The organism is Bradyrhizobium rifense (genome assembly GCF_008123425.1).
GTDB lineage: Bacteria > Pseudomonadota > Alphaproteobacteria > Rhizobiales > Xanthobacteraceae > Bradyrhizobium > Bradyrhizobium rifense.
The window spans coordinates 11,655-34,502 of sequence record NZ_VSSS01000036.1 but is presented as its reverse complement, the minus strand read 5'-3'; the positions used below and the strand labels follow the sequence as shown (position 1 = coordinate 34,502).

Here is a 22,848-nt window from a genome sequence, read left to right as displayed (position 1 = left end):
TGCTCCAAGAGAGGCCAAAGCCCATCGAGCGGGCGGTTTATAGTGGGCTGGAAGCGGCCTGTCCACCCGGCTTCGCCAAGAGGCTTCGCCGGGCGCGGCCCGGCTGTGTACAAGGTTGGGCGGGCTTGCCGCGGCGGGCGCGCGGCACGACGGACGCTCGATTAAATAACTGATATCACTTGATTATTCTTCACCATCAGCTTCGTCGTCGCGACCGGGAATGACATAGGACCCTTTCAGCCAGCGGTTCAGGTCGACGTCGCGGCATCGCGAGGAGCAGAACGGAAGGGTGGCCTGCGCCTGCGGCTTGCCGCAGATCGGGCAGGTTTTGAGGGGCCCGGCGGGCTTTTTGACGTGGTCGACCATGAGGGCTTGTACCACCGCATCGCGGGCGATGGGATGGGTTTGGCCCCGCGCCTCAAGCGAGCGCGCGGGGAGCAAATTCCTCAAGCCCACCAAGGGCCGGCCTACTGTGCATGGGGTTGTTTTCGAGATGTTAGTCGGGCCGCGATCAGACGGCGGTGGCGTTGAGCCAGCCGAAGCGGATCGGAAAGCCCTCGCCGCCGAGCAGCGTGGTGGTCTCGTAGAGCGGCAGGCCGACCACGTTGGTGTAGGACCCCACCATCTTCACCACGAAGGAGCCGGCGATGCCCTGCACGGCGTAGCCGCCGGCTTTGCCGCGCCATTCGCCCGAGCCGATATAGGCCTGGATGTCGTCCTCCGAGAGGCGCTTGAAGCGGACGCGGGTCTCGACCAGGCGCTGGCGAAAAGCCTCGCGCGGCGTCACCAAGGTGATCGCGGTGTAGACGCGGTGGTTGCGGCCCGACAGCAGCCGCAGGCACTGCGCGGCCTCGTCCACGAGATTGGCCTTGGGCAGGATGCGGCGGCCGACTGCCACCACGGTGTCGGCGGACAGGATGAAGGCGCCGCGCAGCTCGTCGTCGAGTTGCACTGATTTCAGCGCGGCATCGGCCTTGGCCCTCGCCAGGCGATTGGCGCAGGCGCGCGGCAGCTCGCCCCGCTTCGGCGTCTCGTCGACGTCGGCCGGCCGGAGCGCGTCCGGGTCGATGCCGGCCTGGTTGAGCAGCGACAGGCGCCGCGGCGAACCGGAGGCAAGAACGAATTTGGGGCGGCCGAGCATCAGGTGATTTGGGAGATCAGGCAGGGGGTGAATTGCGCGCGGAACCTATCGGACGGGGGCTGATTTCACAACCCGGGAACCCGGACTTTGGTGATTCGAGGTGTCCGACATGCGTGTGCCCTTCATCTGTGACGCGGGTGTTACGCCCGCCCAATACTACCCGCTCGCCGCCCCCACCCTGGCGAAGCGCCGGCGGATCCGCATCAGGAGCTGGTCGCAGACCTCGCGATAGGCGGCGAGCTTCTGGTCGCGGCTGCCCTCCATCGTGGTCGGATCGTGCGTCGGCCAGTATTCGACGTCGGCGGCGAGCGTCCGCGTCAGCTCCAGCGCCTTGTGGTGCGCCTCGGGCGAGAGCGTGATGATGAGGTCGAAATTCAGCCCCTCCCAGTCCTCCAGCTCCTCGAAAGTCTGCGGCTTGTGGGTGGAGATATCCTGGCCGAGCTCGGCCATCACCGCGACCGCAAACGGATCGAGCTCGCCTTTTCTCGCGCCAGCCGATTTCACGTAGAGGCCCTGCGGAAACATGTGTCGCAACAGGCTCTCGGCCATCGGCGAGCGCACGCTGTTCATGGCGCAGGAAAACAGCACCGATTGCGGATCGCGTGCGCGTGGCGAACCCGCCATCGCACTTAACCCTTCCAATGCAGGACAGTAATGAGCGTGAACAGCCGGCGCGAGGTCTCGAAGTCGACCCGCACCTTGCCCTTCAGCCGCTCCTGCAGCGTGCGCGATCCCTCGTCATGGATGCCGCGGCGGCCCATGTCGATGGCTTCGATCTTGTCCGGAGTCGCGGTGCGGATCGCCTGGTAGTAGCTGTCGCAGATCATGAAATAGTCCTTCACGATCCGCCGGAACGGCGTCAGCGACAACAGATGCGCGACCACGGGCGTGCTGTCCTCGCGACGGATATCGAACATCAGCCGGCTGCCGGTGATGCCGATATGCAGCGTGAACGGCCCCTTGCCGTCGGCACCATCCGGCGCGAACAGATTCTGCTCGATCAGATCGTAGATCGCGATCGCGCGCTCGTGCTCGATGTCGGGCCCGGAACGGCCGATCGAGTCCTCGTCGAGGGTCACCGCGACGATGCGATTGGTCGAGTCGTCCTGTTCGGGCGGCTTTGTCATGACAGATTGAGGCGCAATCCAATCGAGCGCGAATGAGCGTCCAGCCCCTCCGCTTGTCCGAGCGTCATCGCAGCCGGTCCCAGCGCACGCAGCTGGTCCGGGCCGCATTTCAGGATCGAGGTGCGCTTCATGAAATCGGCGACCCCGAGGCCTGAGGAGAATCGCGCCGAGCGCGCCGTCGGCAACACGTGGTTGGAGCCGCCGACATAATCGCCGATCGCCTCCGGCGTATGCGCACCGAGAAAGACCGCGCCGGCGTTGCGGATTTTTGCAGCGAGCGCATCGGGATCACCAGTCATGATCTCGAGATGCTCGGCGGCGATCGCGTCGGCGAGCGGAATGGCGTCGGCGAGAGATTTCACCATGATGATGGCGCCGAAATCGGTCCAGGACTTGCCGGCAATCACAGCGCGCGGCAGCGTCTTCAGCTGCGCTTCGACGGCCTTCTCGACATCAGCGGCGAGCCGTGCGGAATCGGTGATCAGGATCGATTGCGCGCTGGCATCGTGCTCGGCCTGCGCCAACAGATCGGCCGCGATCCAGTCGGCATTGCCGGTGTCGTCGGCGATCACCAGCACCTCGGAGGGACCGGCGATCATGTCGATGCCGACCTTGCCGAACACCAGACGTTTTGCGGCGGCGACATAGGCATTGCCGGGGCCGACGATCTTGACGACGGGCGCAATCGTCGCAGTGCCATAGGCGAGCGCGGCCACGGCCTGCGCGCCGCCGACGCGGTAGATCTCGGTGACGCCGCCGAGATGGGCTGCCGCCAGCACCAGCGGATTGAGCTTGCCGTCGGGCGAAGGCACAACCATCACCAGGCGCGAGACGCCGGCGACCTTGGCCGGCACCGCGTTCATCAGCACCGAGGACGGATAGGCTGCGGTGCCGCCGGGCACGTAGAGGCCGGCGGATTCGATCGCGGTATAACGCCAGCCGAGCTCGACGCCGAGCGGGTCGGTGAAGCGCTCGTCCTTCGGCAGCTGGCGGCGATGGTAAGTCTCGATGCGATCGCGCGCGAGCTTGAGCGCATCCAGCGTCGCGGCATCGCAGGCCTTCTTCGCGGCTTCGATCTCGGCGGCCGAGACGCGCAGGCCAGACGCGTCCAGCGTCAGCCGGTCGAACTTTGCCGTCGCCTCGAGCAGGGCGGCGTCGCCGCGCTTGGCCACATCATCGACGATGGTGCGCGCGGCGGCCTCGACATCGGCCGAGACCTCGCGCTTGGCGGCCAGGAAGGCCGCGAATCGCTGGTCAAAATCGGCGCTGCTGCGGTCGAGACGAACGGGCATTTTGGGCTTGGCTTCTGCTGGTTGAGGGGGCGCAGTCTGGCTCACCGGCCCCCTGCTCAATGGCGCGGCGGGGAAGCTGCGTCAACCCTTGGCAGTCCCCTTGGAAATCTACCGTTCAGGCGAGGGCCCGAGCCGGTTCGGCTGGTATACAGACAACCTCACCCCTCCCCCTCGATCCCAAGCCCCGTTCCCAATTCGTCCGCCCCGAGATCGGTCAGCTCGCATTCCAGGCATTCGACGTCGAGGCGGATGGCGCCACCCTGGGCAAACAGTAACAGCGCGCTGCCGCCGGGCTCCTCATCGCGGCCGTCCCGGGGATGAAACTCGATGCCGACGAGGTCAAGGACCGCCTCAGGTGTCGCGAGATCGATATTGCGCGACTTGCAGGCGAGCACGCGGTCGAAGCGGAGCGCTGACACCAGCCGGCGCTGCTCGGTCTCGCCCGCCAGCGTCTGCTCCCAATCCAGCCGACTCATGCCGACCACCAGGCGCTTCTCGCCCTGCCGCCAGATGATGTCGGAAGGCTGGACGCGGGCATCCTGCACATGGGTCGAGATCACGGCGAGATCGTCGGCATCGAGCGCGATCAGTTTGAGCTGGGGAGACATCACTGACACTTCTCCTCGAGGGCTGAGACGGCTCAACGCGCAGGGCTGCCGAAATATCCGCGCAAACTAGCGACCCCCTGCGCTAGACGCTATTGATATCCTCCATCTCCAGCACGCGTCTGGGATAGCCGACCCGCGCGACATGGATCATGGCGCGGCCGATCTGCTCGGTCGAGGTGACGAGCCCGGGCGAAATCCGGCGCAGCACCGACCACAGCGGCCAGGTCACGTCGTAGACCGCCTGCACCCAGGCCGTCTTCGAGCGTATCCCGTGCAGCGGCTGGATCGCGCCGGGCCGGAACATGTAGGCGGCCTTGAACGGCAGCTTGAGCAGATCGTTCTCGGTCTTGCCCTTGACGCGCGCCCACATCCGCGAGCCCTGCTCGGTGGAATCGGTGCCGGCGCCGGTGACATAGGTGAAGGTCATCTGCGGATTGAGCCGCGCCAGCGTCGTCGCCGCCGCGAGCGTGATGTCGTGGGTGAGATGGCGGTAGCGCTCTTCGTCCATGCCGATCGAGGAAACGCCGAGACAGAAGAAGCAGGCGTCATAGCCGGTGAGCTGGGTATCGATGGCCGAATAATCGGTGAAATCATCGTGGATGATCTCGGTGAGCTTAGCGTTGCGCACGCCGATCGGACTGCGCCCAACCACGAGCACGCGCTCAACGCCGGCATCGACCAGACACTCACGCAACACACCCTGCCCGACCATGCCGGTCGCGCCGAAAATGATGACACGCATCGGGACGTCCCCACCCAAATCCCGGCTCATGCGGCGGCCGCGATCTCGTCGAAGGATACACCGGTCAGCGTCGCCGAGACATCCCACAGCTTGGCGGAAGACGCGAAATCCTTCGCCCGCGGCATGATCTTCGCCGGGACTGGCGGCCCCTTCAATTCGTAGAACCAGTTGGGGCCGTAATAGCCGCCGGGCTCTGCGGCCGCAGACGTCGCCGCGAACAGTGTCGGCAGCGCGCCCTCGGCAGCGGACTGGCTGATGAGGGGCTGGAGCAGTTGGCCGACCCGCCATGACAGGCCGTCGGCGCCCGGGCCGTTCGGAATGAGATCGGTCCGCGCGTAGCCCGGATGGGCAGCAACGCTTCGCACACCCCAGCCGGCCGCATCGCTGCGGCGCTGCAATTCGAGCGAAAACATCAGCATCGCGAGCTTGGACTGGCAGTAAGCGGGCCAGGGACGGTAGGACCGTTTGCTCTGGAGATCGTCGAAATTGATCGCGCCGGTGCGGTGCGCAAGGCTCGAGAGATTGACGACGCGCGCGTCCTTGGCGCGGCGCAGTTGCGGCAGCAAGCGCGCCGTCAGCGCGTAATGGCCGAGATAGTTGGTGCCGAGCTGCATCTCAAAACCGTCCTCGGTCTGCTGCCGCTCCGGCAGTGCCATCACGCCGGCATTGTTGACGAGGAGGTCGATCTGTTCGTTGCTGGCGGCAAAACGCTGCGCAAAATCGGCGACCGACGGCAGGCTGGCGAGGTCGAGATGCTCATAGGCGATCAGCGCGTTCGGAAACTGCGCGCAAATGCGCTCGATCGCCCGCAGGCCCTTTGCGTCGTTGCGTCCCGTGAGTATGACGAAGGCGCCGGCGCCCGCCAGCGCCAGCGCCGTCTCGTAGCCGAGACCGCCGGTGGCCCCGGTGACGACGACGGTCTTGCCGCTGAGAGAGGGGATGTCTGCCGTGGTCCAGTCGGTCATGCCATATCTCCGTTCAGGGCTGGAATCAGGCCCGCGACGGGTCTAAATGTGCACTGAGTGCAAGTTTGCAAGAGGTGAAATAATTTGAAGGCTTCGAAACAGGCCGGAAAACGCACCAAGCCCTTGCCCGCTGGGGAGAAATTGCCGGCGGCAACCGGCTTGCGCCAGCGCAAGCAGCAGGAAACGCGCGAGCGGCTGACCCGCGCGGCGATGGCGCTTTTCCTGGAGCGCGGCTTCGAGGCCACGACCATCGACGACATCGCGACTGCTGCCGATGTGTCGCGCCGGAGCTTCTTCCATTACTTCGCCTCGAAAGAGGACGTGGTTGCCGCCTGGCAGGAGGATGCTTCAACCGCCCTCGTCGCCGCGATCATCGCAAGGCCCGCAGACGAATCCCTGCTGACGGCCGCGGAAAGCGCGATTGCGGCGGCGGTCAAACGGCTCGATCCGACCGAGGCGGCGGCGATGGCACGGCTCAAGCGCGACAATCCCGCGCTACAGGCGCGCGACCAGCTCAAATACGAGAAGCTCGAACGCGCGCTGGCGGACGGACTTGCGCAACGCTCGGGGCGCAAGTCGGACCGGCTGAAGGCCCGGCTCGTCGCCATGATCGCCACCGGCGCGATGCGCGTCGGCGGCGAGAGCTGGCTCTGCGAAGGCACGCGCGACAAGCCGGAGGCTTTCGTGAAGCGAACGTTCGACGCGATCAGAGAGATATTGAAGTGATCTGCTTCAGCCTTACGCCTTGAAGAACGCCAGCAGATCCGCGTTGATGGTTTCGGCGTGCGTGGTCGGCATGCCGTGCGGAAAGCCCTTGTAGGTCTTCAGCGTGCCGTTCTTGAGCAGCTTGGCCGACAGCGGCGCGGAATCGGCGTAGGGCACGATCTGGTCATCGTCGCCATGCATCACCAGCACCGGCACGTTGATCTTCTTCAGATCCTCAGTGAAGTCGGTCTGCGAGAACGCGACGATGCCGTCATAATGGGCCTTTGCGCCGCCCATCATGCCCTGGCGCCACCAGTTCTGGATCACCGCTTCCGACGGCTTTGCGCCGGGACGATTGTAGCCATAGAACGGCCCGGCAGCGATGTCGCGGTAGAACGCCGAGCGGCCGGCGGCGAGTGCTGTCTGAAAGCCGTCGAACACGTCCTTGGGCAGGCCGCCGGGATTGGCCTCCGTCTTCACCATCAGCGGCGGCACCGCGGAGAGGATCGCGGCCTTCGCGACCCGGCTCTCGCCGTGGCGCGCGATGTAATGCACGACCTCGCCGCCGCCGGTGGAATGGCCGACATGGATGGCGTTCTTGAGGTCGAGATGCGCGGTCACGGCCGCGAGATCGTCGGCGTAGTGATCCATGTCGTGGCCGTCGGCGACCTGCGACGAGCGACCGTGGCCGCGGCGGTCATGGGCGATGACGCGATAGCTGCGGGTGACGAAGAACATCATCTGCGCGTCCCAATCGTCCGCCGACAAGGGCCAGCCATGGCTGAACACGATCGGCTGGCCCGAACCCCAATCCTTGAAGAAAATCTCGACGCCGTCTTTGGTGGTGATGGTGGGCATGGGGGAACTCCTTTAGTCGGAAACGATCAGGCGAACGCCATCGGCCTGTAGCGGCGCCAGGCGCCGATGGTCACCAGCACGAAGAACACCAGCACGATGCCCTGCACCACGGCGAACACGGGACCTCCCGGTGGATTCGGCGGCACGGCCGGCGCGAGCGCGGCCAGCGCCGGCACCTTCAGGAACGACTGGATGACCAACACGAAGACGTTGAAGTAGAGCGAGATCATCGCGGTCACGATGTAGACCGGCCGCCACGCGCCCGCGAGCTTCATGCCGTAGAGCGCGATGCAGGCGATCGCGAGCAGCACCAGCGAGATGCCGGCGATGATGTACGATGGCAGCAGCTCCTTGAACGGAAACAGGAAGCCGGTCGCATTGGTCAGGATGGTGAAAATGAGGAAGATCGCGGTGAGGCCCGGCATCGGCTTCGAGCTGAGCAGGCCGAACATCACGATCAGGCCGATCACGATGGCGATCAGGCTGATGATGACATGGACCAGTGTGAAGGCTTGCAGGCTCATCCCGAGAACCATGACATCTCTCCTATTCTCTGCATTGAGACCGGAAGATTGATATTACGGTCCTCATCGGATTGCCACCTGCGCCGGCATCACACATGCGCGCACAGCCATGCGTCATCGTGCGAATCGACAAACGCATGGCTGAATTTTTTGCAGCGCTGTCACAAACGACAGCAGCTTTCGACGAAAGTTGAATCGATCGTCGCGTCTCACACTTCCTTGGTGTCGAAGATCAAGAGGTCGGCGCCACCGCTGGCGAATTTCGGCACGTCGCCGGCGGCCGCCTTGCCCGCTTCGCTGCCGAAGGCCTTCTGGATGTCGCCCACGCTGTCGAAGCTGAGAATGGCGACGAGATGAACTCCGGACGGTCCGGCGGGCGAGCCGACTGCGCCCGTGCTGACTGCGTATTTCTTCAGGCCGGGAAGCTTCTTGGCGAGCGGAATGTGGGTCTCGGCATAATGCTTGTCGAAGGCGGCGGCGTCTTTGGGCGTCTTGTAGAGCACGACGAGTTCGGCCATTTAGTCCTCCCGTTGAACCTTTGTTCTTCCACGCGATTGGTCGCGCGACGCGGCGATAGTCCGTGGGACACGGCAAGATGGCAAGTCACAATCGACTTGCCATTTGCTTGTGTTGTCCTTGACTAAAGCGCCGGTTTTGCGGCGTCGCCGAGATAGCCGTGCAGGGAGGCCACGACCTGCGCACCTTCGCCGATGGCGCCGCCGACGCGCTTGACCGAGCCGGAGCGGACGTCGCCGACGGCGTAGACGCCCGGCACGGAGGTCTCCAGCGGCGCCACCAGCCGGCCCTGGTTCTGCTCGGACTGCGCACCCGTCACGACGAAGCCGCCGCGATCGAGCGTCACGCCGCAGCCGTCGAGCCAGCCTGTCGCGGGATCGGCGCCGACGAACAAAAAGAGATTCTTGATGTCGGCGGTTTCCTCGTCGCTCGACAGCCGGCTCCGCAAGCGGATGCGCCGCAACAGCGAGGCTTCGTCGCCTTCGAGCGCACTGATCTCGGTGTTGAACAGCAGCTCGATGTTCGGCGTCGCCTCGATGCGCTCGATGAGATAGCGCGACATGCTGGCCCCGAGCCCGCCGCCGCGAATGATCATCAAAACCTTCTTGGCGTGACCCGACAGGAACACGGCCGCCTGCCCCGCCGAATTACCGGCGCCGACGAGAGCCACTTCCTCGCCGGCGCACAGCTTCGCCTCGACCGGCGAGGCCCAATACCAGACGCCGCGGCCCTCGAACTTGTCGAGGTTCTCGATGTCTGGCCGGCGATAGCGCGCGCCGCTCGCGACCACGATCGCGCGCGAGCGCAAGGGATCGCTGCCATCGACCGCGACCGAAAACGCGCCATCCTTGCGCGTGCAGTCGAGCGACTGCACCGTGACAGGGATCATGATGTCGGCGCCGAATTTTTGCGCCTGGTTGAAGGCGCGCGCGGTGAGCGCCTGGCCGGAGATGCCGGTCGGAAAGCCCAGATAGTTTTCGATGCGCGCGCTGGCGCCGGCCTGGCCGCCGAAGGCACGGGTGTCGAGGACTGCGACCGACAACCCTTCGGACGCCGCATACACGGCGGTCGCGAGCCCCGCCGGTCCACAGCCGACGATGGCGACATCGTAGATGCGGTCATTGCGCGGGCCGCCGATCATGCCGATCGCGCGCGCAAGCTCGGTTTCGCCGGGATTGCGCAGCACCGCACCATCAGAGGTGACGACCAGCGGCCAGTCTTCGGGTTTCGGCGAATAGCGCGCGATCAATTCGGCAGCATCGCGATCGCGCTCGGGACAGAGCAGATGATGCGGCTGGCCGTTGCGGGTGAGGAAGCCCTGCAGGCGGACCACGCCGGCCGAATGCGACGGACCGATCAGCACGGTGCCGCCGATGCCGGCCTGGAGCAGGTTGACCCGGCGCAGGATCAGCGCGCGCATGATGCGCTCGCCGAGCTCGGCCTCAGCGACCAGCAGCGCGCGCAGGCGCTCCGGCGGCAGCAACAGCGTCTCGACATCGCCTTCGGCGTGGCCGTCGACCAGCGCCGGACGGCCGGAGAGCTGGCTGAGTTCGGCCAGAAATTGCCCCGGCCCCTGATCGATCAACGGGGTGATATTGCCGAGGCCGTCGCGCTGGGTCATGGCGACACGGCCTTTCAGCAAGACGAACATGCCCGGCCCCGGCTTGCCGGTTTCGAACAGCAGCTCGCCATGCTTATAGGTGCGGACCTCGCCGAAATGCCGCATGCGCTCGATCTCGGCGGATGTCAGCGCGGGAAAAGTCTGCTCGGGACGGGTGAACCGCGACATCATCACGTCGCGATCGGTTGGGTGTGTGTCGTCCTGCCCGATTGTCACTGCATGCACTCCAAAAAATTCTAGCCGCGCGTCTCTGACTTCAGGTCTTCTCGGCGGTCCCCTCATCTAGGGAACCATCGTCGACTTGCGAGGGGTCGGCGCTTGCGGCGCGTTCGCGCGCCTGCGCCTTGCGCCGCTTCAGATTCTCCCGCAGCGCCGATTTCAGGCGGTCGTCCCGCGATCCCCTCGCCTGCTTCGCGCTTCTGTCGTTCTCGTCAGCCATCAGGGGTCCATACAACGGTTGGCGATAACATGCCCAGAGAATGCGGCAGCTCAAGAGGCCCGCGCCGCCCCGATCGTGCGAAACTCAAAATGGGTCGAATCCGCCGCACGGGCCAACTGGCCAGTTGGCCGGGGCAAGCGGAACCAAATGAGCGGAAAGTCGACCGTTTCGGGCCAAAACAGCCATGTTGCCCCCGATATCGCCCCGATTTTCTCGCTTTGGCGGGGCTAGCAAGCTTGCACAGCGGGGAGGCCTGTGGCAGATATCGGCCCGCTTGGTAGGCCCCTCGGGTGGCCGATTCTTATCCCAGCACATGCTGCCGTAGCTCAGTGGTAGAGCACTCCATTGGTAATGGAGAGGTCGACAGTTCAATCCTGTCTGGCAGCACCATTTCATCTCTTGCAAGTACGCATGAATCATCATTCTCGCGGCACCCAACGCCCGAGTTTTGCTCGTTTCCGTTGCCCTCCTCCGTGAAGAGGGCGCAGGGAAGACCGGGTGCCGACGGGCACCCACGGTCCGCTGCGCGAAAGTGTAGCGCAAGGAGACCGCACAGCAGCATACAGGTGACGCCGAACACTCGGCCTTCCCTGCGCGGTGGTTTGACGGCGTATGCCATGCTCTCCCCGGCGACGAGTTCTTGTTGTCACCGTCACTTCGCGACGCAGTTGATGCACCGCGCCCGGTTGGGGCGATGCATCGTCGCGAAAGCTTGGCTGTAGCAACGACAGCCAGGACCACACGGTTTTGCCGTACGCAGCGACCCCGCTTCGCCCAAGGGCTTCGCCGGGTACAGGCGCCGTTCGTGCGACACGGCTTGCGGTGAGCTCACGGGGTTCGGCTCAATCCTCTGCCCGCCCTGCTCCCACATCCGCGCCGGCGCTGCCGCGTCCACCGCACCCCAACCCACGTTCGTGACGACGTACGATCGCCCCTCTCCAGGGGTCGGGATGGCGGGAGTGTGCCGCAAATCCGAATTTCGGTAAAGTAGAATATTTTTGTGGAGGAGGGTTGACGAGGTTTTGTGAGAGGTGGGTGTTTTGCCCGACGGTTTAGATCTGCGCGCATACCGGATCCCAAATGCCGACTTTCCGACCTATTGGGCCGCGCAGGTAAGGTTAATTCTTCCTTTCGATTGTCGGTAAAATTTTATCTATTATCGTCTTTGTCAGACATGACGAACCAGAGGCTCCAATAGTGCTTGCGTTTTGCCTGATCGTGACTGGGACTGCCCTGCTTCTTTCCGGCTTGGTTGCCTTCGGCTTTCACAGAAATTCGCTGCACTCGATGGCGTTGCTGTAGCGCCGTAGCCCGGATGGAGCGCAAGCGTAATCCGGGGTCATCAGCCGCGGACGCAATTGCCCCGGATTGCGCTTCGCTCCATCCGGGCTACGAAATCGCGGCATCGCCAAGACGCACATTCATCTCGCAGAGTTTCTCTCATCCCCCACCTGATGTCCCGCAAAGCGATCATCGGCGCGCCGCAGCCGCCGGCACAGCTCGCGATTGATGTTTTGCAGGATGATCACGTAGGCGTGGATATCGGCCTTGTAGCAGGCGTAGAGTTTTTGGGCCGTCAGCTCGTAGAGTACCGTCGGGCTTTCCGCGACCACCGTGGCGGATCGATTCTGCATTTCGATCAGCGTCATTTCACCGAAGAAATCGCCGGGCTCCAGAACGGAAATCGGGATGACGCTTCCTGAAGTCGCCCGCTTGCTCACCGCCAGTCGACCGGACCTGACGATGAACATCGAGCGTCCCGGCTCGCCTTCCGCCACGACGGTCGCGCCAGCATCGAAGCGGCACTCGACCAGCATCGAGATCAGGAGGTCGAGACTCGCATCCGTGAGACCGCCGAAGAACGGCGTCGCGAGCAGGAATGCTTTCAGATCGGGAGAGCTGGCAGTCATCGCGCGAGGATACCTCCCGTCGATATCAGCGGCAATCAGCCCGCAGGATGAGGTCAGCCCGGGATCCGCTCGCCGCGCAGCGTCCGCTTCCGCCAGAGATCAGCCATGACTTTTACGGTTGCCGCAAGCACAGCTGCGCAAAGCACCGCTTTCGAGATTGTCTCCATCGTCCCCTCGATCAGCAGGCAATGGACCACGCCGCATACGACGATGACGATTGCGAGTGGAATATGGACGATGCGCCAGGTTCGCAGCCGCAATCCCAACCGCCGGCGTAGTAGCGCCAGAAGCGCGACGGCGAAGATGGCCCACATCGCGATCACACCGAAGGGCGAGAACGGCGTCGGCGATGCGAAGGTCAGCGCGTCGATCATGTCGGGCGGACTGGTGATCCAGAGACCGGCGACATGGATCACCACCGCCAGAGCAAGCGCGCCACCGATCCAGTGATGGGCGCGCCGTCCGCGATAGGCCGACAGGCCAGGCAGATATCCGCCGATCAGCAGCGGCTGAATCAGCACGAGACCGAGGGCAACGATGCCTGCGAATCCGGCGAGGATGTAGACCGGGCCGCGCCATGCGAGCTGCTCGCTTGCCGCGGCGAACGCGATCGGCACACCAATGGCCAAAGCAAGGGCGGCCCAGATCAGGGGTACCCGGGCCGATCTCCACCCCTTCATCTGCAACGCGATCAGGCCGGCTGAAGCACGAAGTGCGCCTCAAGGCTGGTTTCCTTCGCGCTCCGCATGATCGGCCGCAGAAAGACGGTTTTGAACTCGCCGCTGTCATAGGCGAGGTGACCATGCGGCTGGCCGAAGATCGGAATGATCTGCGGCATCTCCAGCCGGAACGCGCCGTCCTTGTCGGTGAGCGTGGCGCCGTGACTCTGCGGCTCGTGCTCCTGGCCTTCGACCGTGTGCGCCCAGATCTGGATACGCTGACCGGCGAGCGGCGCCCCGTCACCGGCGCGGCGCACGGTGCCGCTCATCCAGAAGCCGCCCTTGCCGATCCGGTCCACGATCGCCGCGCCCTTGCGGTAGTTGTTCGCCCCGCCCGTCATCGATTCCGTGGGCGCTAGACCATCCGCGCGGGCAGGCGGCAGGAGGCTGGAAACCCCGTTTGTCAAAACGCCGGTTGCAAGGACGGCACCGCCGGCGGCGAGGAGGCTGCGGCGGCTGAGTACGACGATGGTCATCTCGGTTCCTCCTGGCGACGGTGCGGTTATTTCACAGAGGGTACAACAACAGGCGCGAAACGCCCAGCTGAGACGACGGGCGCCATGGGTCGCAATAACGGGCTTGTGAACGGGGTGGCCACGCGAACAGCTTCGTAGGATGGGTAGAGCGCAAGCGAAACCCATCAAAGCGTTGTTCGATGACGAGGCATGATGGGTTTCGCTTTCGCTCTACCCATCCTACGCGCTGACATTACATGTGGTCCTTGCCCGTCATTCCCCAGCCCCCATTCCGGTAGCCCTCCCATGATCCCCTTCTCCGTGCTCGACCTCGCGCCCATCAGGCAGGGCTCCGACGCCGCGCAGGCCTTTCGCAATTCGGTCGATCTCGCGCAACATGCAGAGAAGTGGGGCTTCAAGCGGTTCTGGCTGGCCGAACATCACAACATGACGGGGATTGCGAGCGCCGCGACGTCCGTGGTGATCGGGCACGTCGCAGGCGGGACCAAGACGATCCGCGTCGGCTCCGGCGGCGTGATGCTGCCGAACCATTCGCCGCTGGTGATCGCCGAGCAGTTCGGCACGCTGGAGTCGCTCTATCCGGGGCGGATCGATCTCGGACTCGGCCGTGCGCCGGGCACCGACCAGTTCACCGCGCGGGCGATGCGGCGCGATCTTGCGACAGCTGCCGAAAACTTTCCGCATGACGTGCTGGAATTGCAGGCGCTGCTCGGCGACGTGCAGCCGAACCAGGCCATTCGCGCCGTGCCCGGCATGGGGACGAAGGTACCGCTGTGGATTCTCGGCTCGAGCATGTTCGGCGCGCAGCTCGCAGCCATGCTGGGGCTACCCTTCGCATTTGCCTCGCATTTCGCGCCGCAGATGATGATGCCGGCGCTGCGCGAATATCGCGCGCGATTCGAGCCATCAGTGCAGCTCGACAAACCCTATGCGATGGTCGGCGTCAACGTGTTTGCCGCCGACAGCGATGTCGAGGCGCAGCGCGTGTTCACCTCGCTGCAGCAGCAGTTCATCAATCTGCGCCGCGGCACGCCCGGCCAGCTGCCGCCGCCGGTCGACGACATGGACGCGCTGTGGTCGCCGGGCGAGAAGGCCGGCGTCGCGCAATCGCTGGCGATCTCCGCGGTCGGCACGCCCGCGGTCGTCGAGGAAAAGCTGAGGGAGCTGATCGCCGACACTGCGGCGGACGAGCTGATGACCACGGGCCAGATCTACGATCACGCCGCGCGGCTGCGCTCGTTCGAGATCGCGGCGGAGGTGCGGGACAGGCTGGCGGCTACCGCATAATCCCCGTGCACCAATTCGGGAATCAGACCACGCAACGACGGGATTTCGCGAATGACCTTACCGTTCATCTTCTGTGCGTTGGTGACGCTGATCAGCGCGATCATAAGCCTCGGATTTTCGCTGGCCGCAGCCTTGGGCGCAATCGGCAACGCGCGCACCATGGCGCTCTATGCTTGCGCCCGCAGCGTGGCCCTCGCGATCGCAAGCGTGATCCCGCTTCTGACGGGATCGACAGAATGGCTCCTCGCCATAGCCTTGAGCATGATCATCGTTCAAGGGTGCGACGCCCTCGTCGGACTGACGATCCATGATCGCATGAAAACCTTAGGCCCCGCCGGAACAGCACTCCTGAACCTGGTCGCAGTGATTTGGCTCATGCACGGCTTGTCGTAGACGCCGGTTTCGTCCGGACAGGCACGCGACGCTGACCGTCACGCCGCCCTGATCGAGCTCATGAAGCTGGCGACGCCGCGCTTCAGGCGGGTGCTTTCGTTGGCGAGCGATTGCGCAGCCGACTGCACCAGGGCGGAGGCGCTGCCGGTCTCTGACGCGCCGCGCTGCACGTCGGCGATGCTGGTCCCGACCTGCGAGGTGCCTTCGGCAGCACGCTGCACGTTGCGGGAGATCTCCTGCGTCGCAGAACCCTGCTGCCCGACCGAGGTCGAGATCGCGGCCGAGATCTCCGAGATCTTGCCGATCGTCGTGCCGATCTCCTTGATCGCCGCAACCGAATCCCGCGTCGCCGACTGGATGTCGTTGATCTGCTGGCTGATCTCGTCGGTTGCCTTGGCGGTCTGCTCGGCCAGCGACTTCACCTCGGACGCGACCACGGCAAAGCCGCGACCGGCCTCGCCGGCACGCGCGGCCTCGATGGTCGCGTTCAGCGCCAGCAAATTGGTCTGTCCGGCGATGGTCTGGATCAGATCGACGACGTCGCCGATCCGGCTCGCGGCCTGCGACAGCTCGCTGATGCGGCTGTCGGTCTTCTGCGCCTGACTGACGGCCTCGCCCGCGATCTTGGCCGAGGTCTCGACCTGGCGAGAGATCTCGCCGATGGAGGAGGCAAGTTCCTCGCTTGCGGCGGCCACGGAGTGCACGTTCGCGGAGGCTTCGCCCGACGCCGTGGAGGCACGGTTAGAGACCTGCGAGACGGTGTCGGCGGTCTTGGACAGCGTCGTCGACGATTTCTCGAGCTGGCCGGCGGCCACCGAGACCAGCTCGATGATCTCGCCGACCTCGCGCTCGAACTGATCGGCGAGCTTGTTCATGTCGACCTTGCGGGTTTCGACCCGGCGCTTCTCGGCCACCACCTGCTCTTCGCGCATGCGGTTGGTCTCGAGCATCGCGTCGCGGAACACTTGCACTGTGCGCGCCATCTCCCCGATCTCGTCGCGGCGATCGGCATGCGCGACCGGCGCCTCGAGCTGGCCTTGGCTGAGCGAAGCCATGCGCTCCTTCAGGCTGATCAACGGCTTGACCACGCTGCGGCCGACGGCCCAGGCGATCATGATCGAGACCAGCATCAGCACTGCGATGACCATCGAGGCCGTCTGCACCATCGACCAGAACGAGTTGTCGACCTCCGACATGTATTCGGCCGAGCCGATCATCAGGTTCCACGGCGCGAAACCGCGGGTGAAGGCGACCTTGTCCAGCGGGGTCGGATCGCTACCGCTGCGGCGAAACGAATAGCGCAACGAGCCCTGGCCCTTCTTCGCGATGTCCATCAGCGCGACTGCGAACAGCATGCCGTTGGCGTCCTTGTTCGGACGCATGTCCTTGCCGACGAATTGCGGAATGCCGGGATTAGAGACGCACAGCCCGGTTTCGTAGTCGTAGATGTAAGCGTAGTTGCTGTGGTCTTCGTACCAGACGTAATTATTGGCTTCGAGGAAGCGCTTCTTGGCCTCCTCCTCGGTCAACTGGCCGGCCTTGTAGGCCTTGTAGTAGCCATCGGCCAGATTGTAGACGATGTCGACGGCGGCATGCGCCTTTTCGATGCGCTCGGTGACAAGTTGGTTGCGCGCGATCCACAGCACGGTGGAAGCGACGAGCGCCATGCAGATCGCACCGACCACGGTCATGAGGGCGAGCTTGGCGCCGATCGAGCGCAGCGAAAACAGGTCCTTGAGAGCCGGCATTCTGCCTCTTCGATGTTGCTGGGCGCGGCGCCCACGGAATCAGGCGGCAGGCCATCACGAGGTGGGAATGCGCAAACTAGAGGCAATTCGTTAAGAACTCAGTTACGCCACGAAGGCGCCACACACGGCGCCGCGGGTGTTACTGAAGGGTTAATGCCGCGGCGCCCAGCAATGACGGCGCGCTAGTCCAGATACCCAAACAGCTTCGCTGGATTGTGCACCAAAATCCTCTCCAGCTCCGCCTGGTCGGGCGCGTAGCGGAACATGAGTTCGAGCAGATCGGCGTCGTTGGGCGGCTGCTTGACGGAGACCGGATGCGGCCAGTCGCTGGCCCAGACGCAGCGGTCGATGGCGGCCTCGATGTACGTCCGCGCGATCGGGATCACGTCGTCATAAGGAGGGCCCGCTTGCGACGTCTTCTCGCCGAGCGAGAGCATGACCCAGAAATTGCCCTTCTTCAGCAGCTCCAGCATCTTGCGCAGGTTCGGATCGTCCTTGCCGCGCGAGGGCTCGGGGCGGGCCATGTGATCGATCAGCACGGGCACGTCGAGATTCTCGTACTTCGCCACGCTGGAGACGATGCCGTCCTTCTCCGGCTGGATTTTGACGTACCAGCCGAGCTCACGGATGCGGGCGATGGCGCGGGCGAAATCGGCGTCCGACAATACCGCGCCCAGCTCCTGTCGAAAACTGAAGCGCGCGCCGCGCACGCCGGCGTCGTGCAGTTTGGCAAGATAAGCGTCGTTCGCTTCGGCAAACACCAGGGCATTGGCGCAGCCACGATAGTTCGGGCCCATCGCAGCGAGACCGTCGAGCACGACGGAATGGTCGGCGCCGTAGGTTGTGGTCTGCACGATGATGCCACGCTCGATGCCGAGCGTCTTGTGCACACGCAGCGCCGCTTCCCAGGTTGCGGTCGGCATCCGGTAGGCCGCGCCAGGACGTTCCGGATATTTGTCCACGGGGCCGAGCACATGAAACTGGCTGTCGACGGTTTTCGGCGGCGGCGCCTTGATCGGACGGCGCGGGTTCGGATCGAACGGCAGATAGGTCGGCATGCGCAAAACTCCTCAGTCGATCACGGCGGTGAAGTCGCACTGCACCAGCGCGCCGCCGTCCATGTTGTCCATCGGCAGCGCGTGGCGCGCGGGGCGCGAATGCTCATCCGGAAACATTTTCAGCCATTCGACATTCACCGGGGCGCGCTGCGCACGGTCCTTCAGCCACACCGTCATCTTGATGATGTCATCGGTGGTGCCGCCGGCCGCCTCCACCGTCGCCTTCATGTGCCCGAACATGTTGGCGCACTGGGCGTCCAGGCTCTCCGGCATCGCACCCGCAGCATCGCGACCGAGGATGACGCCGGACATCACGAGATTGCCGATGCGGCAGGCGTTCGGAATCGGATTGGCGTGCTTGAAGCCGCCGATATGGATGCTCTTGCGCCGTGTTGGGCCTGTCATGATGCGCTTCCTCTTTATTGTTGGTTCAGACGAACTGGCACGACACCGAGCCGAAGGCGCCGTAGTCGGCATGGAACGTGTCGCCGCGGCGGATATCGACCGGACGCGTGAACGACCCCGCCAGCACGACCTCGCCGGCGGCGAGATGCTCGTCATGCGGCGTCAGCCGATTGGCGAGCCAGGCGATGCCGTTGGCGGGATGGTTGAGCACGCCGGCCGCAAGCCCGGTCTCCTCGACCTCGCCGTTGCGGAACAAGAGCGCGCCGATCCAGCGCAAATCCGCATCCAGCGGACGGAACGGCCGGCCGCCCAGCACCAGCGCGGCATTGGCGGCGTTGTCCGAGATCGTGTCCATGACTTTTCGGGTCTTGCCGGTCTCGGGATCGACGCGATGCATGCGCGTCTCCAGAATCTCCAGCGCGGGTGTGACGTAATCGGTGGCGTTGAGCACGTCGAAGATGGTGCAGTCCGGCCCGCGCAGCGGTGCCTTCAGCACGAAGGCGAGCTCGACCTCGATCCGTGGCGCGTGGAAGCGATCGAACGGAATCGGCGTGGCGTCGGCATAGAACATGTCGGCGAACAGCACGCCGTAGTCAGGCTCGGAGATACCGACCGCGTTCTGCATCGCCTTCGAGGTCAAGCCGATCTTGTGGCCCTTGATGACGCGGCCGCGGCCAAGCTGCAGCTTGGTCCAGGCGCGCTGGACGGCGTAGGCGTCCTCGATGCTGAAGCCGGGATAGTCCCTGGAGAACATCGGGATCAGCGCCTTGGTGCGATCGGCCTCATCGAGGCGCGCGGCAAGGCGTTCGATCGTGACGGTGTCGAGCATGATCTATTGCTCCGCCGCGACGACGTTGCGCAGCACGCCGATGCGGCTGGACTCGACCTCGACGACGTCGCCGTCCCTAAGCCAGCGCGGCGGGTCGAAGCGCGCGCCCGCTCCCGTCGGCGTGCCCGTCACGATCATGTCGCCGGGCTTCAGGGTGGCGAAGGTGGAGAGATAGGAAATCAGAAAATCGAACGGGAACATCAGCCGCTCGGTGGTGTCCTGCTGTCGCACCTCGCCGTTGACGCGGGTCATGATGTCATGCGGTCCGCGCGGGTCGAGTTCGTCCGCCGTGACGATCCACGGGCCGATACTGCCGGAGCGATCGAAATTCTTGCCCTGCGTGACGTTGAACTTGCCGTGGCGTAGCCAGTCGCGGATGGTGCCCTCGTTGCACAGCGTCATGCCGAAAATGTGCGACCAGGCCCTTTCACGTGCGATATGACGGCCGCCCTGGCCGATCACGATGACGAGCTCGCCCTCGTAGTCGAGCTGCTCCGACACGTGCGGCTTTTCGAGTGGCTGGCCGGAGCCGGTCATGGACGACATGCTACGCACGAACAGGCTCGGATATTTGGGCAGGTCCGAATTGTCCTTATATTCGGCGTTGCGCTCGGCGTAGTTGACGCCGATGCACCAGAGCTTTTCCGGCGCCAGCACCGGCGGCAATAGCGTGAGCTTGTCCAGCGCATAATCCGGCTTCTGGCCGGCCACCGCCCCCTGCGCCTCGGCCAGCGCGTTGGCAGCGATTAACGCCTTCACGTCGGAGAATTCGCGGCCGATCCGCTTGGTCAGATCGACGACGCCGCCATCAACGGCCGCGCCGTAGCGCTGCTCTCCGTCAACAAGATAGCTCAACAGTCGCATCGTCGTTCTCCAATGGTCTTCAGGCGGCGTACGCTAGGCGTCCGCGCGCTCAGTCCTTCGATTTGGGAGTCTGGAACACGGTGTTCAGCGTCACGATCTCTCCGAGAGTGGCGTAACGCGGACCGCCGATGCGGGCGATCGGATCGAGTGCTTTGGTTTCGACCTTGCCGTCATTCAAAAGGCCGTCGCGAATGTGGAACATCACGACTTCGCCGACGATCAGCCGGCTGCGCGCCTCGCCGAATTCGAGGCACTGGCGAAAGCGGCATTCCATCGCGACCGGCGCGGCGGCGAGCCTGCGCACCTTGATGCGCTCGCAGGCGAGCGTCTCCAGCCCGAGATGCTCGACCTCGCTGATTTCAGGCGGATGCTCCACCGAGCTGTCGTGCACCGCAGACATTAGCGGCGTGTCAGCGATGTGGATGACATATTCCTCGGTATCGAGGATGTTGTGCGCAGTGTCCTTGTAGTCGGCGCCCTTGCGGCCGACGCTGATGGCCAGCATCGGCGGCTTCTGCGACACGAAAGTGAAGGCGCTGAACGGCGCGAGGTTGAGCACGCCGCTGCGCGACAGGCTCGTCACCCACGCGATCGGGCGCGGCACCACGATGCCGGTCATCAGCCGGTAGATGCGCTCCGCGCCGAGCTCGGTGGGGTCGATCCGCATCAGTCAGCCTTGATGTTGGCCTTGCGCACGATTGGAATCCATTTGGCGTCCTCGCGCTCGAGATAGGCCTTGAACTCATCGGGCGTCATCGCGACGGCTTCGCCGCCGAGCTTGTCGAACTTGTCGATCACGCCCGGGTCTTTCAGGATCGCAACCAGCGTCTCGTGCAGCTTGTCCACGATGGGCGCAGGCGTGCCAGCGGGTGCGAACAGGCCCGTAAACGTCTGACCGTCAAAATCCTTGTAGCCGAGCTCGGCGAAGGTCGGCACATCAGGCAGCGACTTCAACCGATGCGGGCTGGTGACGGCAAGTGCGCGGAAGAGGCCCGCCTTGATGTGCTGGAGGCTGACCGTGAGCTGGTCGAATGCGAACTGCACCTGACCGCCGAGCAGGTCGTTGATCGCCGGTGCGTTGCCGCGGTAATGCGCGGTGACCCATTGCAGATCGAGACTCGACTGCATCAGCTCGCTGAGCAGATGGTTGGTGGTGCCGGGACCGGGCGAGGCCATGGTCAGCTTGCCGGGCTCGCGCTTGGCAAGCTCAATGAATTCCTTGAAGCTCGTGACCTGCACCGACGGATGGACCTCGAGCACCAGCGGCGTCATCGAGATGGTCGAGATCGGCAAGAAGTCCTTCTTCCAGTTATAGGCATCGCGCTTGTTGATCTCGGTCGCGAACAGCACCGGGCCGTTGGCGCCGACGAACAGCGTGTAGCCGTCGGGCGCCGATTTCGCAAAAGCCTCGCCCGCGATCATGCCGCCGGCGCCGGCCTTGTTCTCGATGATGAAGGGCTGGCCGAGCTTTTCCTGGAGCTTGTCGGCGATGATGCGCGCGGCGCTGTCGACATTGCCGCCGGCCGGATAGGGCACCAGCAGCTTGACGCTGCGCGCCGGCCATTGCTGGGCCGACGCGGGCCCCGCCAGCATCGCGGCGACAGCAGCGATGGCGATCCCGATTAATCTCATGTTAACCTCCCGACGGCGCTTCCAATTTCACGTCGATTGCCCTGACGTCGCGCAAGGCATCCCGATCGGAGCGCAATCTCCAGATGCGCCCTTTACCTGTCGAGCGAATTGTGGCGTTCTTGTCCATATTATGGACAGAAGAACTTCCTCAAGCGCGACAGAACCGCGACAAGGCGCGCAGGCGATCCGCCGCGCGCTTGCCGTACTGCGTATTCTTGCCGCAGGCCGCGAAGACGGCGTGCCATTAACCGAAGTGGTGCAGGCGACCGGCCTGACGCGCCCGACCGTGCACCGCATCGTTCACGTGCTGATCGAAGAAGGCATCGTCGAGCGGCACGACAGGACCGGTCGCTACGCGATCGGCAACCAGGTGCCGGAGTTGGCGCTTGCGCGCCCCCGACCCTCGCCGCTGCTGGTCGCCGCAGGTCCGTCGCTGCGACGCGCCTCCGCCGAGATCGGCGATACGCTGTTCCTGACGGTGCGGACCGGCAACGACACGCTGTGCGTCGATCGCAGGATCGGCGCCTATCCGATCCAGGTGCTATCGATCGAGGTCGGCGCGCGCCGCCCGCTCGGCGTCTCCAGCGCGGGCGTCGCCATCCTCGCCGCGCTGCCGGCGCAGGACGCGCGAAAAATCGTCACAGCGAATGAGAAGCGGTTCGAAGCCTATCGGACCGAGGCCGCGACGGTGCTCGGCCAGGTCACCGCGGCGCGGCGTCGCGGATATGGCATGCGGGAAATCGGTCTCGTGCAAGGCACGAAATCGATCTCGACCTGGATCAAGACGCCGGACGGCCGGCCTGCAGCGGCGATGACCGTCTCCGCCGTTCGGACGAGGCTCGGCCCGCGCCGCGAGCAGGAGGTTGCAGAGATCTTGTTGCGCGAAGCCCGCGTGATCGAGCAGGCCATTCGCGCGAGTGCCTGACGCTGCGCGCGCCCGCGCCAGGCTGTCAATGGGCTGACGTAGCGCGCGATTTTGTGGCACAAGG

General features: G+C 64.6%; 27 protein-coding genes and 1 tRNA gene. 5 read left to right on the top strand and 23 right to left on the bottom strand.

Annotated features, from left to right (window positions below):
• Positions 1-183: 183 nt before the first annotated feature.
• The 8 genes from yacG to FXB40_RS23800 all read right to left on the bottom strand — a co-directional run bounded on the left by yacG (position 184) and on the right by FXB40_RS23800 (position 5,875).
• On the bottom strand, positions 184-366 hold the full coding sequence (gene yacG, locus FXB40_RS23835) for a DNA gyrase inhibitor YacG (protein ID WP_148774644.1): 183 nt from the start codon (positions 364-366) through the stop codon (positions 184-186).
• A 145-nt stretch (positions 367-511) separates the two neighbouring features.
• Entirely contained in the window at positions 512-1,141 is a 630-nt protein-coding gene (locus FXB40_RS23830; RefSeq protein ID WP_148774643.1) for a Maf-like protein, read from the bottom strand.
• 156 nt (positions 1,142-1,297) lie between these two features.
• The gene (locus FXB40_RS23825; protein ID WP_148774642.1) at positions 1,298-1,765 is read right to left on the bottom strand and encodes an arsenate-mycothiol transferase ArsC; all 468 of its coding nucleotides are present in this window, start codon (positions 1,763-1,765) and stop codon (positions 1,298-1,300) included.
• A gap of 5 nt (positions 1,766-1,770) precedes the next feature.
• Positions 1,771-2,268, bottom strand: coding sequence for a UPF0262 family protein (locus FXB40_RS23820; protein ID WP_148774641.1), 498 nt, complete (start codon positions 2,266-2,268; stop codon positions 1,771-1,773).
• Positions 2,265-3,560 carry a histidinol dehydrogenase gene (gene hisD / locus FXB40_RS23815; protein WP_148774640.1) on the bottom strand — a complete coding sequence of 432 codons (1,296 nt, stop codon included), beginning with the start codon at positions 3,558-3,560 and terminating at the stop codon, positions 2,265-2,267. The genes FXB40_RS23820 and hisD overlap by 4 nt, the downstream gene beginning before the upstream one ends.
• A 158-nt stretch (positions 3,561-3,718) precedes the next feature.
• Positions 3,719-4,168 carry a DUF2948 family protein gene (locus FXB40_RS23810; protein ID WP_187437099.1) on the bottom strand — a complete coding sequence of 150 codons (450 nt, stop codon included), beginning with the start codon at positions 4,166-4,168 and terminating at the stop codon, positions 3,719-3,721.
• A gap of 82 nt (positions 4,169-4,250) precedes the next feature.
• Complete coding sequence (locus FXB40_RS23805) at positions 4,251-4,910, bottom strand: NAD-dependent epimerase/dehydratase family protein (RefSeq protein ID WP_187437095.1); 660 nt, start codon at positions 4,908-4,910, stop codon at positions 4,251-4,253.
• A gap of 26 nt (positions 4,911-4,936) precedes the next feature.
• Positions 4,937-5,875, bottom strand: a complete 939-nt coding sequence (locus FXB40_RS23800; RefSeq protein ID WP_148774637.1) for an SDR family oxidoreductase — start codon at positions 5,873-5,875, stop codon at positions 4,937-4,939.
• Between the two features lie 84 nt (positions 5,876-5,959).
• Here FXB40_RS23800 and FXB40_RS23795 point away from each other — a divergent pair, with 84 nt between their 5' ends.
• Positions 5,960-6,601, top strand: a complete 642-nt coding sequence (locus FXB40_RS23795) for a TetR/AcrR family transcriptional regulator (RefSeq protein ID WP_148774636.1) — start codon at positions 5,960-5,962, stop codon at positions 6,599-6,601.
• A 12-nt stretch (positions 6,602-6,613) separates the two neighbouring features.
• Here FXB40_RS23795 and FXB40_RS23790 read toward each other — a convergent pair whose 3' ends face one another.
• The 5 genes from FXB40_RS23790 to FXB40_RS23770 all read right to left on the bottom strand — a co-directional run bounded on the left by FXB40_RS23790 (position 6,614) and on the right by FXB40_RS23770 (position 10,538).
• Entirely contained in the window at positions 6,614-7,438 is an 825-nt protein-coding gene (locus FXB40_RS23790) for an alpha/beta fold hydrolase (protein WP_148774635.1), read from the bottom strand.
• 26 nt (positions 7,439-7,464) lie between these two features.
• Positions 7,465-7,974, bottom strand: a complete 510-nt coding sequence (locus FXB40_RS23785; protein ID WP_148774634.1) for a hypothetical protein — start codon at positions 7,972-7,974, stop codon at positions 7,465-7,467.
• A gap of 197 nt (positions 7,975-8,171) precedes the next feature.
• Complete coding sequence (locus FXB40_RS23780; RefSeq protein WP_063985878.1) at positions 8,172-8,480, bottom strand: EthD family reductase; 309 nt, start codon at positions 8,478-8,480, stop codon at positions 8,172-8,174.
• 122 nt (positions 8,481-8,602) lie between these two features.
• Complete coding sequence (locus FXB40_RS23775; RefSeq protein ID WP_246207859.1) at positions 8,603-10,270, bottom strand: FAD-dependent oxidoreductase; 1,668 nt, start codon at positions 10,268-10,270, stop codon at positions 8,603-8,605.
• A gap of 85 nt (positions 10,271-10,355) precedes the next feature.
• Entirely contained in the window at positions 10,356-10,538 is a 183-nt protein-coding gene (locus tag FXB40_RS23770) for a hypothetical protein (RefSeq protein ID WP_148774632.1), read from the bottom strand.
• A gap of 315 nt (positions 10,539-10,853) precedes the next feature.
• On the opposite strand from FXB40_RS23770, the gene FXB40_RS23765 reads away from it, so the two are divergent.
• Positions 10,854-10,928 (top strand) — tRNA-Thr (locus FXB40_RS23765).
• 1,031 nt (positions 10,929-11,959) lie between these two features.
• On the opposite strand, the gene FXB40_RS23760 is transcribed toward FXB40_RS23765, so the two are convergent.
• The 3 genes from FXB40_RS23760 to FXB40_RS23750 are packed head-to-tail and all read right to left on the bottom strand — an operon-like array spanning position 11,960 to position 13,643.
• A complete protein-coding gene (locus FXB40_RS23760; RefSeq protein ID WP_148774631.1) occupies positions 11,960-12,448 on the bottom strand; it encodes a Crp/Fnr family transcriptional regulator in 489 nt (162 codons plus the stop codon).
• A 53-nt stretch (positions 12,449-12,501) separates the two neighbouring features.
• A complete protein-coding gene (locus FXB40_RS23755; RefSeq protein ID WP_148774630.1) occupies positions 12,502-13,128 on the bottom strand; it encodes a ferric reductase-like transmembrane domain-containing protein in 627 nt (208 codons plus the stop codon).
• 11 nt (positions 13,129-13,139) lie between these two features.
• Entirely contained in the window at positions 13,140-13,643 is a 504-nt protein-coding gene (locus FXB40_RS23750; protein WP_148774629.1) for a peptidase associated/transthyretin-like domain-containing protein, read from the bottom strand.
• A 285-nt stretch (positions 13,644-13,928) separates the two neighbouring features.
• Between FXB40_RS23750 and FXB40_RS23745 the strand changes: the two genes are divergently transcribed.
• A complete protein-coding gene (locus tag FXB40_RS23745) occupies positions 13,929-14,930 on the top strand; it encodes an LLM class flavin-dependent oxidoreductase (protein WP_148774628.1) in 1,002 nt (333 codons plus the stop codon).
• Positions 14,931-14,981: 51 nt separating this feature from the next.
• The gene (locus FXB40_RS23740; protein ID WP_210352177.1) at positions 14,982-15,323 is read left to right on the top strand and encodes a hypothetical protein; all 342 of its coding nucleotides are present in this window, start codon (positions 14,982-14,984) and stop codon (positions 15,321-15,323) included.
• 38 nt (positions 15,324-15,361) lie between these two features.
• On the opposite strand, the gene FXB40_RS23735 is transcribed toward FXB40_RS23740, so the two are convergent.
• The 7 genes from FXB40_RS23735 to FXB40_RS23705 all read right to left on the bottom strand — a co-directional run bounded on the left by FXB40_RS23735 (position 15,362) and on the right by FXB40_RS23705 (position 21,859).
• Complete coding sequence (locus FXB40_RS23735) at positions 15,362-17,071, bottom strand: methyl-accepting chemotaxis protein (protein ID WP_148774627.1); 1,710 nt, start codon at positions 17,069-17,071, stop codon at positions 15,362-15,364.
• 182 nt (positions 17,072-17,253) lie between these two features.
• Positions 17,254-18,129 (bottom strand): amidohydrolase family protein, encoded by an 876-nt coding sequence (locus FXB40_RS23730; protein ID WP_148774626.1) that lies wholly within the window; start codon positions 18,127-18,129, stop codon positions 17,254-17,256.
• 12 nt (positions 18,130-18,141) lie between these two features.
• Positions 18,142-18,534: a RidA family protein gene (locus FXB40_RS23725; RefSeq protein ID WP_148774625.1), complete on the bottom strand. Its 393-nt coding sequence runs from the start codon at positions 18,532-18,534 to the stop codon at positions 18,142-18,144.
• 25 nt (positions 18,535-18,559) lie between these two features.
• Positions 18,560-19,363 carry a 2-oxo-hept-4-ene-1,7-dioate hydratase gene (gene hpaH, locus FXB40_RS23720; RefSeq protein WP_148774624.1) on the bottom strand — a complete coding sequence of 268 codons (804 nt, stop codon included), beginning with the start codon at positions 19,361-19,363 and terminating at the stop codon, positions 18,560-18,562.
• Positions 19,364-19,366: 3 nt separating this feature from the next.
• The gene (locus tag FXB40_RS23715) at positions 19,367-20,227 is read right to left on the bottom strand and encodes a fumarylacetoacetate hydrolase family protein (protein ID WP_148774623.1); all 861 of its coding nucleotides are present in this window, start codon (positions 20,225-20,227) and stop codon (positions 19,367-19,369) included.
• Positions 20,228-20,276: 49 nt separating this feature from the next.
• Positions 20,277-20,894: a flavin reductase family protein gene (locus FXB40_RS23710; protein WP_187437094.1), complete on the bottom strand. Its 618-nt coding sequence runs from the start codon at positions 20,892-20,894 to the stop codon at positions 20,277-20,279.
• On the bottom strand, positions 20,894-21,859 hold the full coding sequence (locus FXB40_RS23705) for a Bug family tripartite tricarboxylate transporter substrate binding protein (protein WP_148774621.1): 966 nt from the start codon (positions 21,857-21,859) through the stop codon (positions 20,894-20,896). The genes FXB40_RS23710 and FXB40_RS23705 overlap by 1 nt, the downstream gene beginning before the upstream one ends.
• Positions 21,860-21,989: 130 nt before the next feature.
• Here FXB40_RS23705 and FXB40_RS23700 point away from each other — a divergent pair, with 130 nt between their 5' ends.
• Entirely contained in the window at positions 21,990-22,784 is a 795-nt protein-coding gene (locus FXB40_RS23700; protein ID WP_148774620.1) for an IclR family transcriptional regulator, read from the top strand.
• The last annotated feature ends 64 nt before the right edge of the window (positions 22,785-22,848 follow it).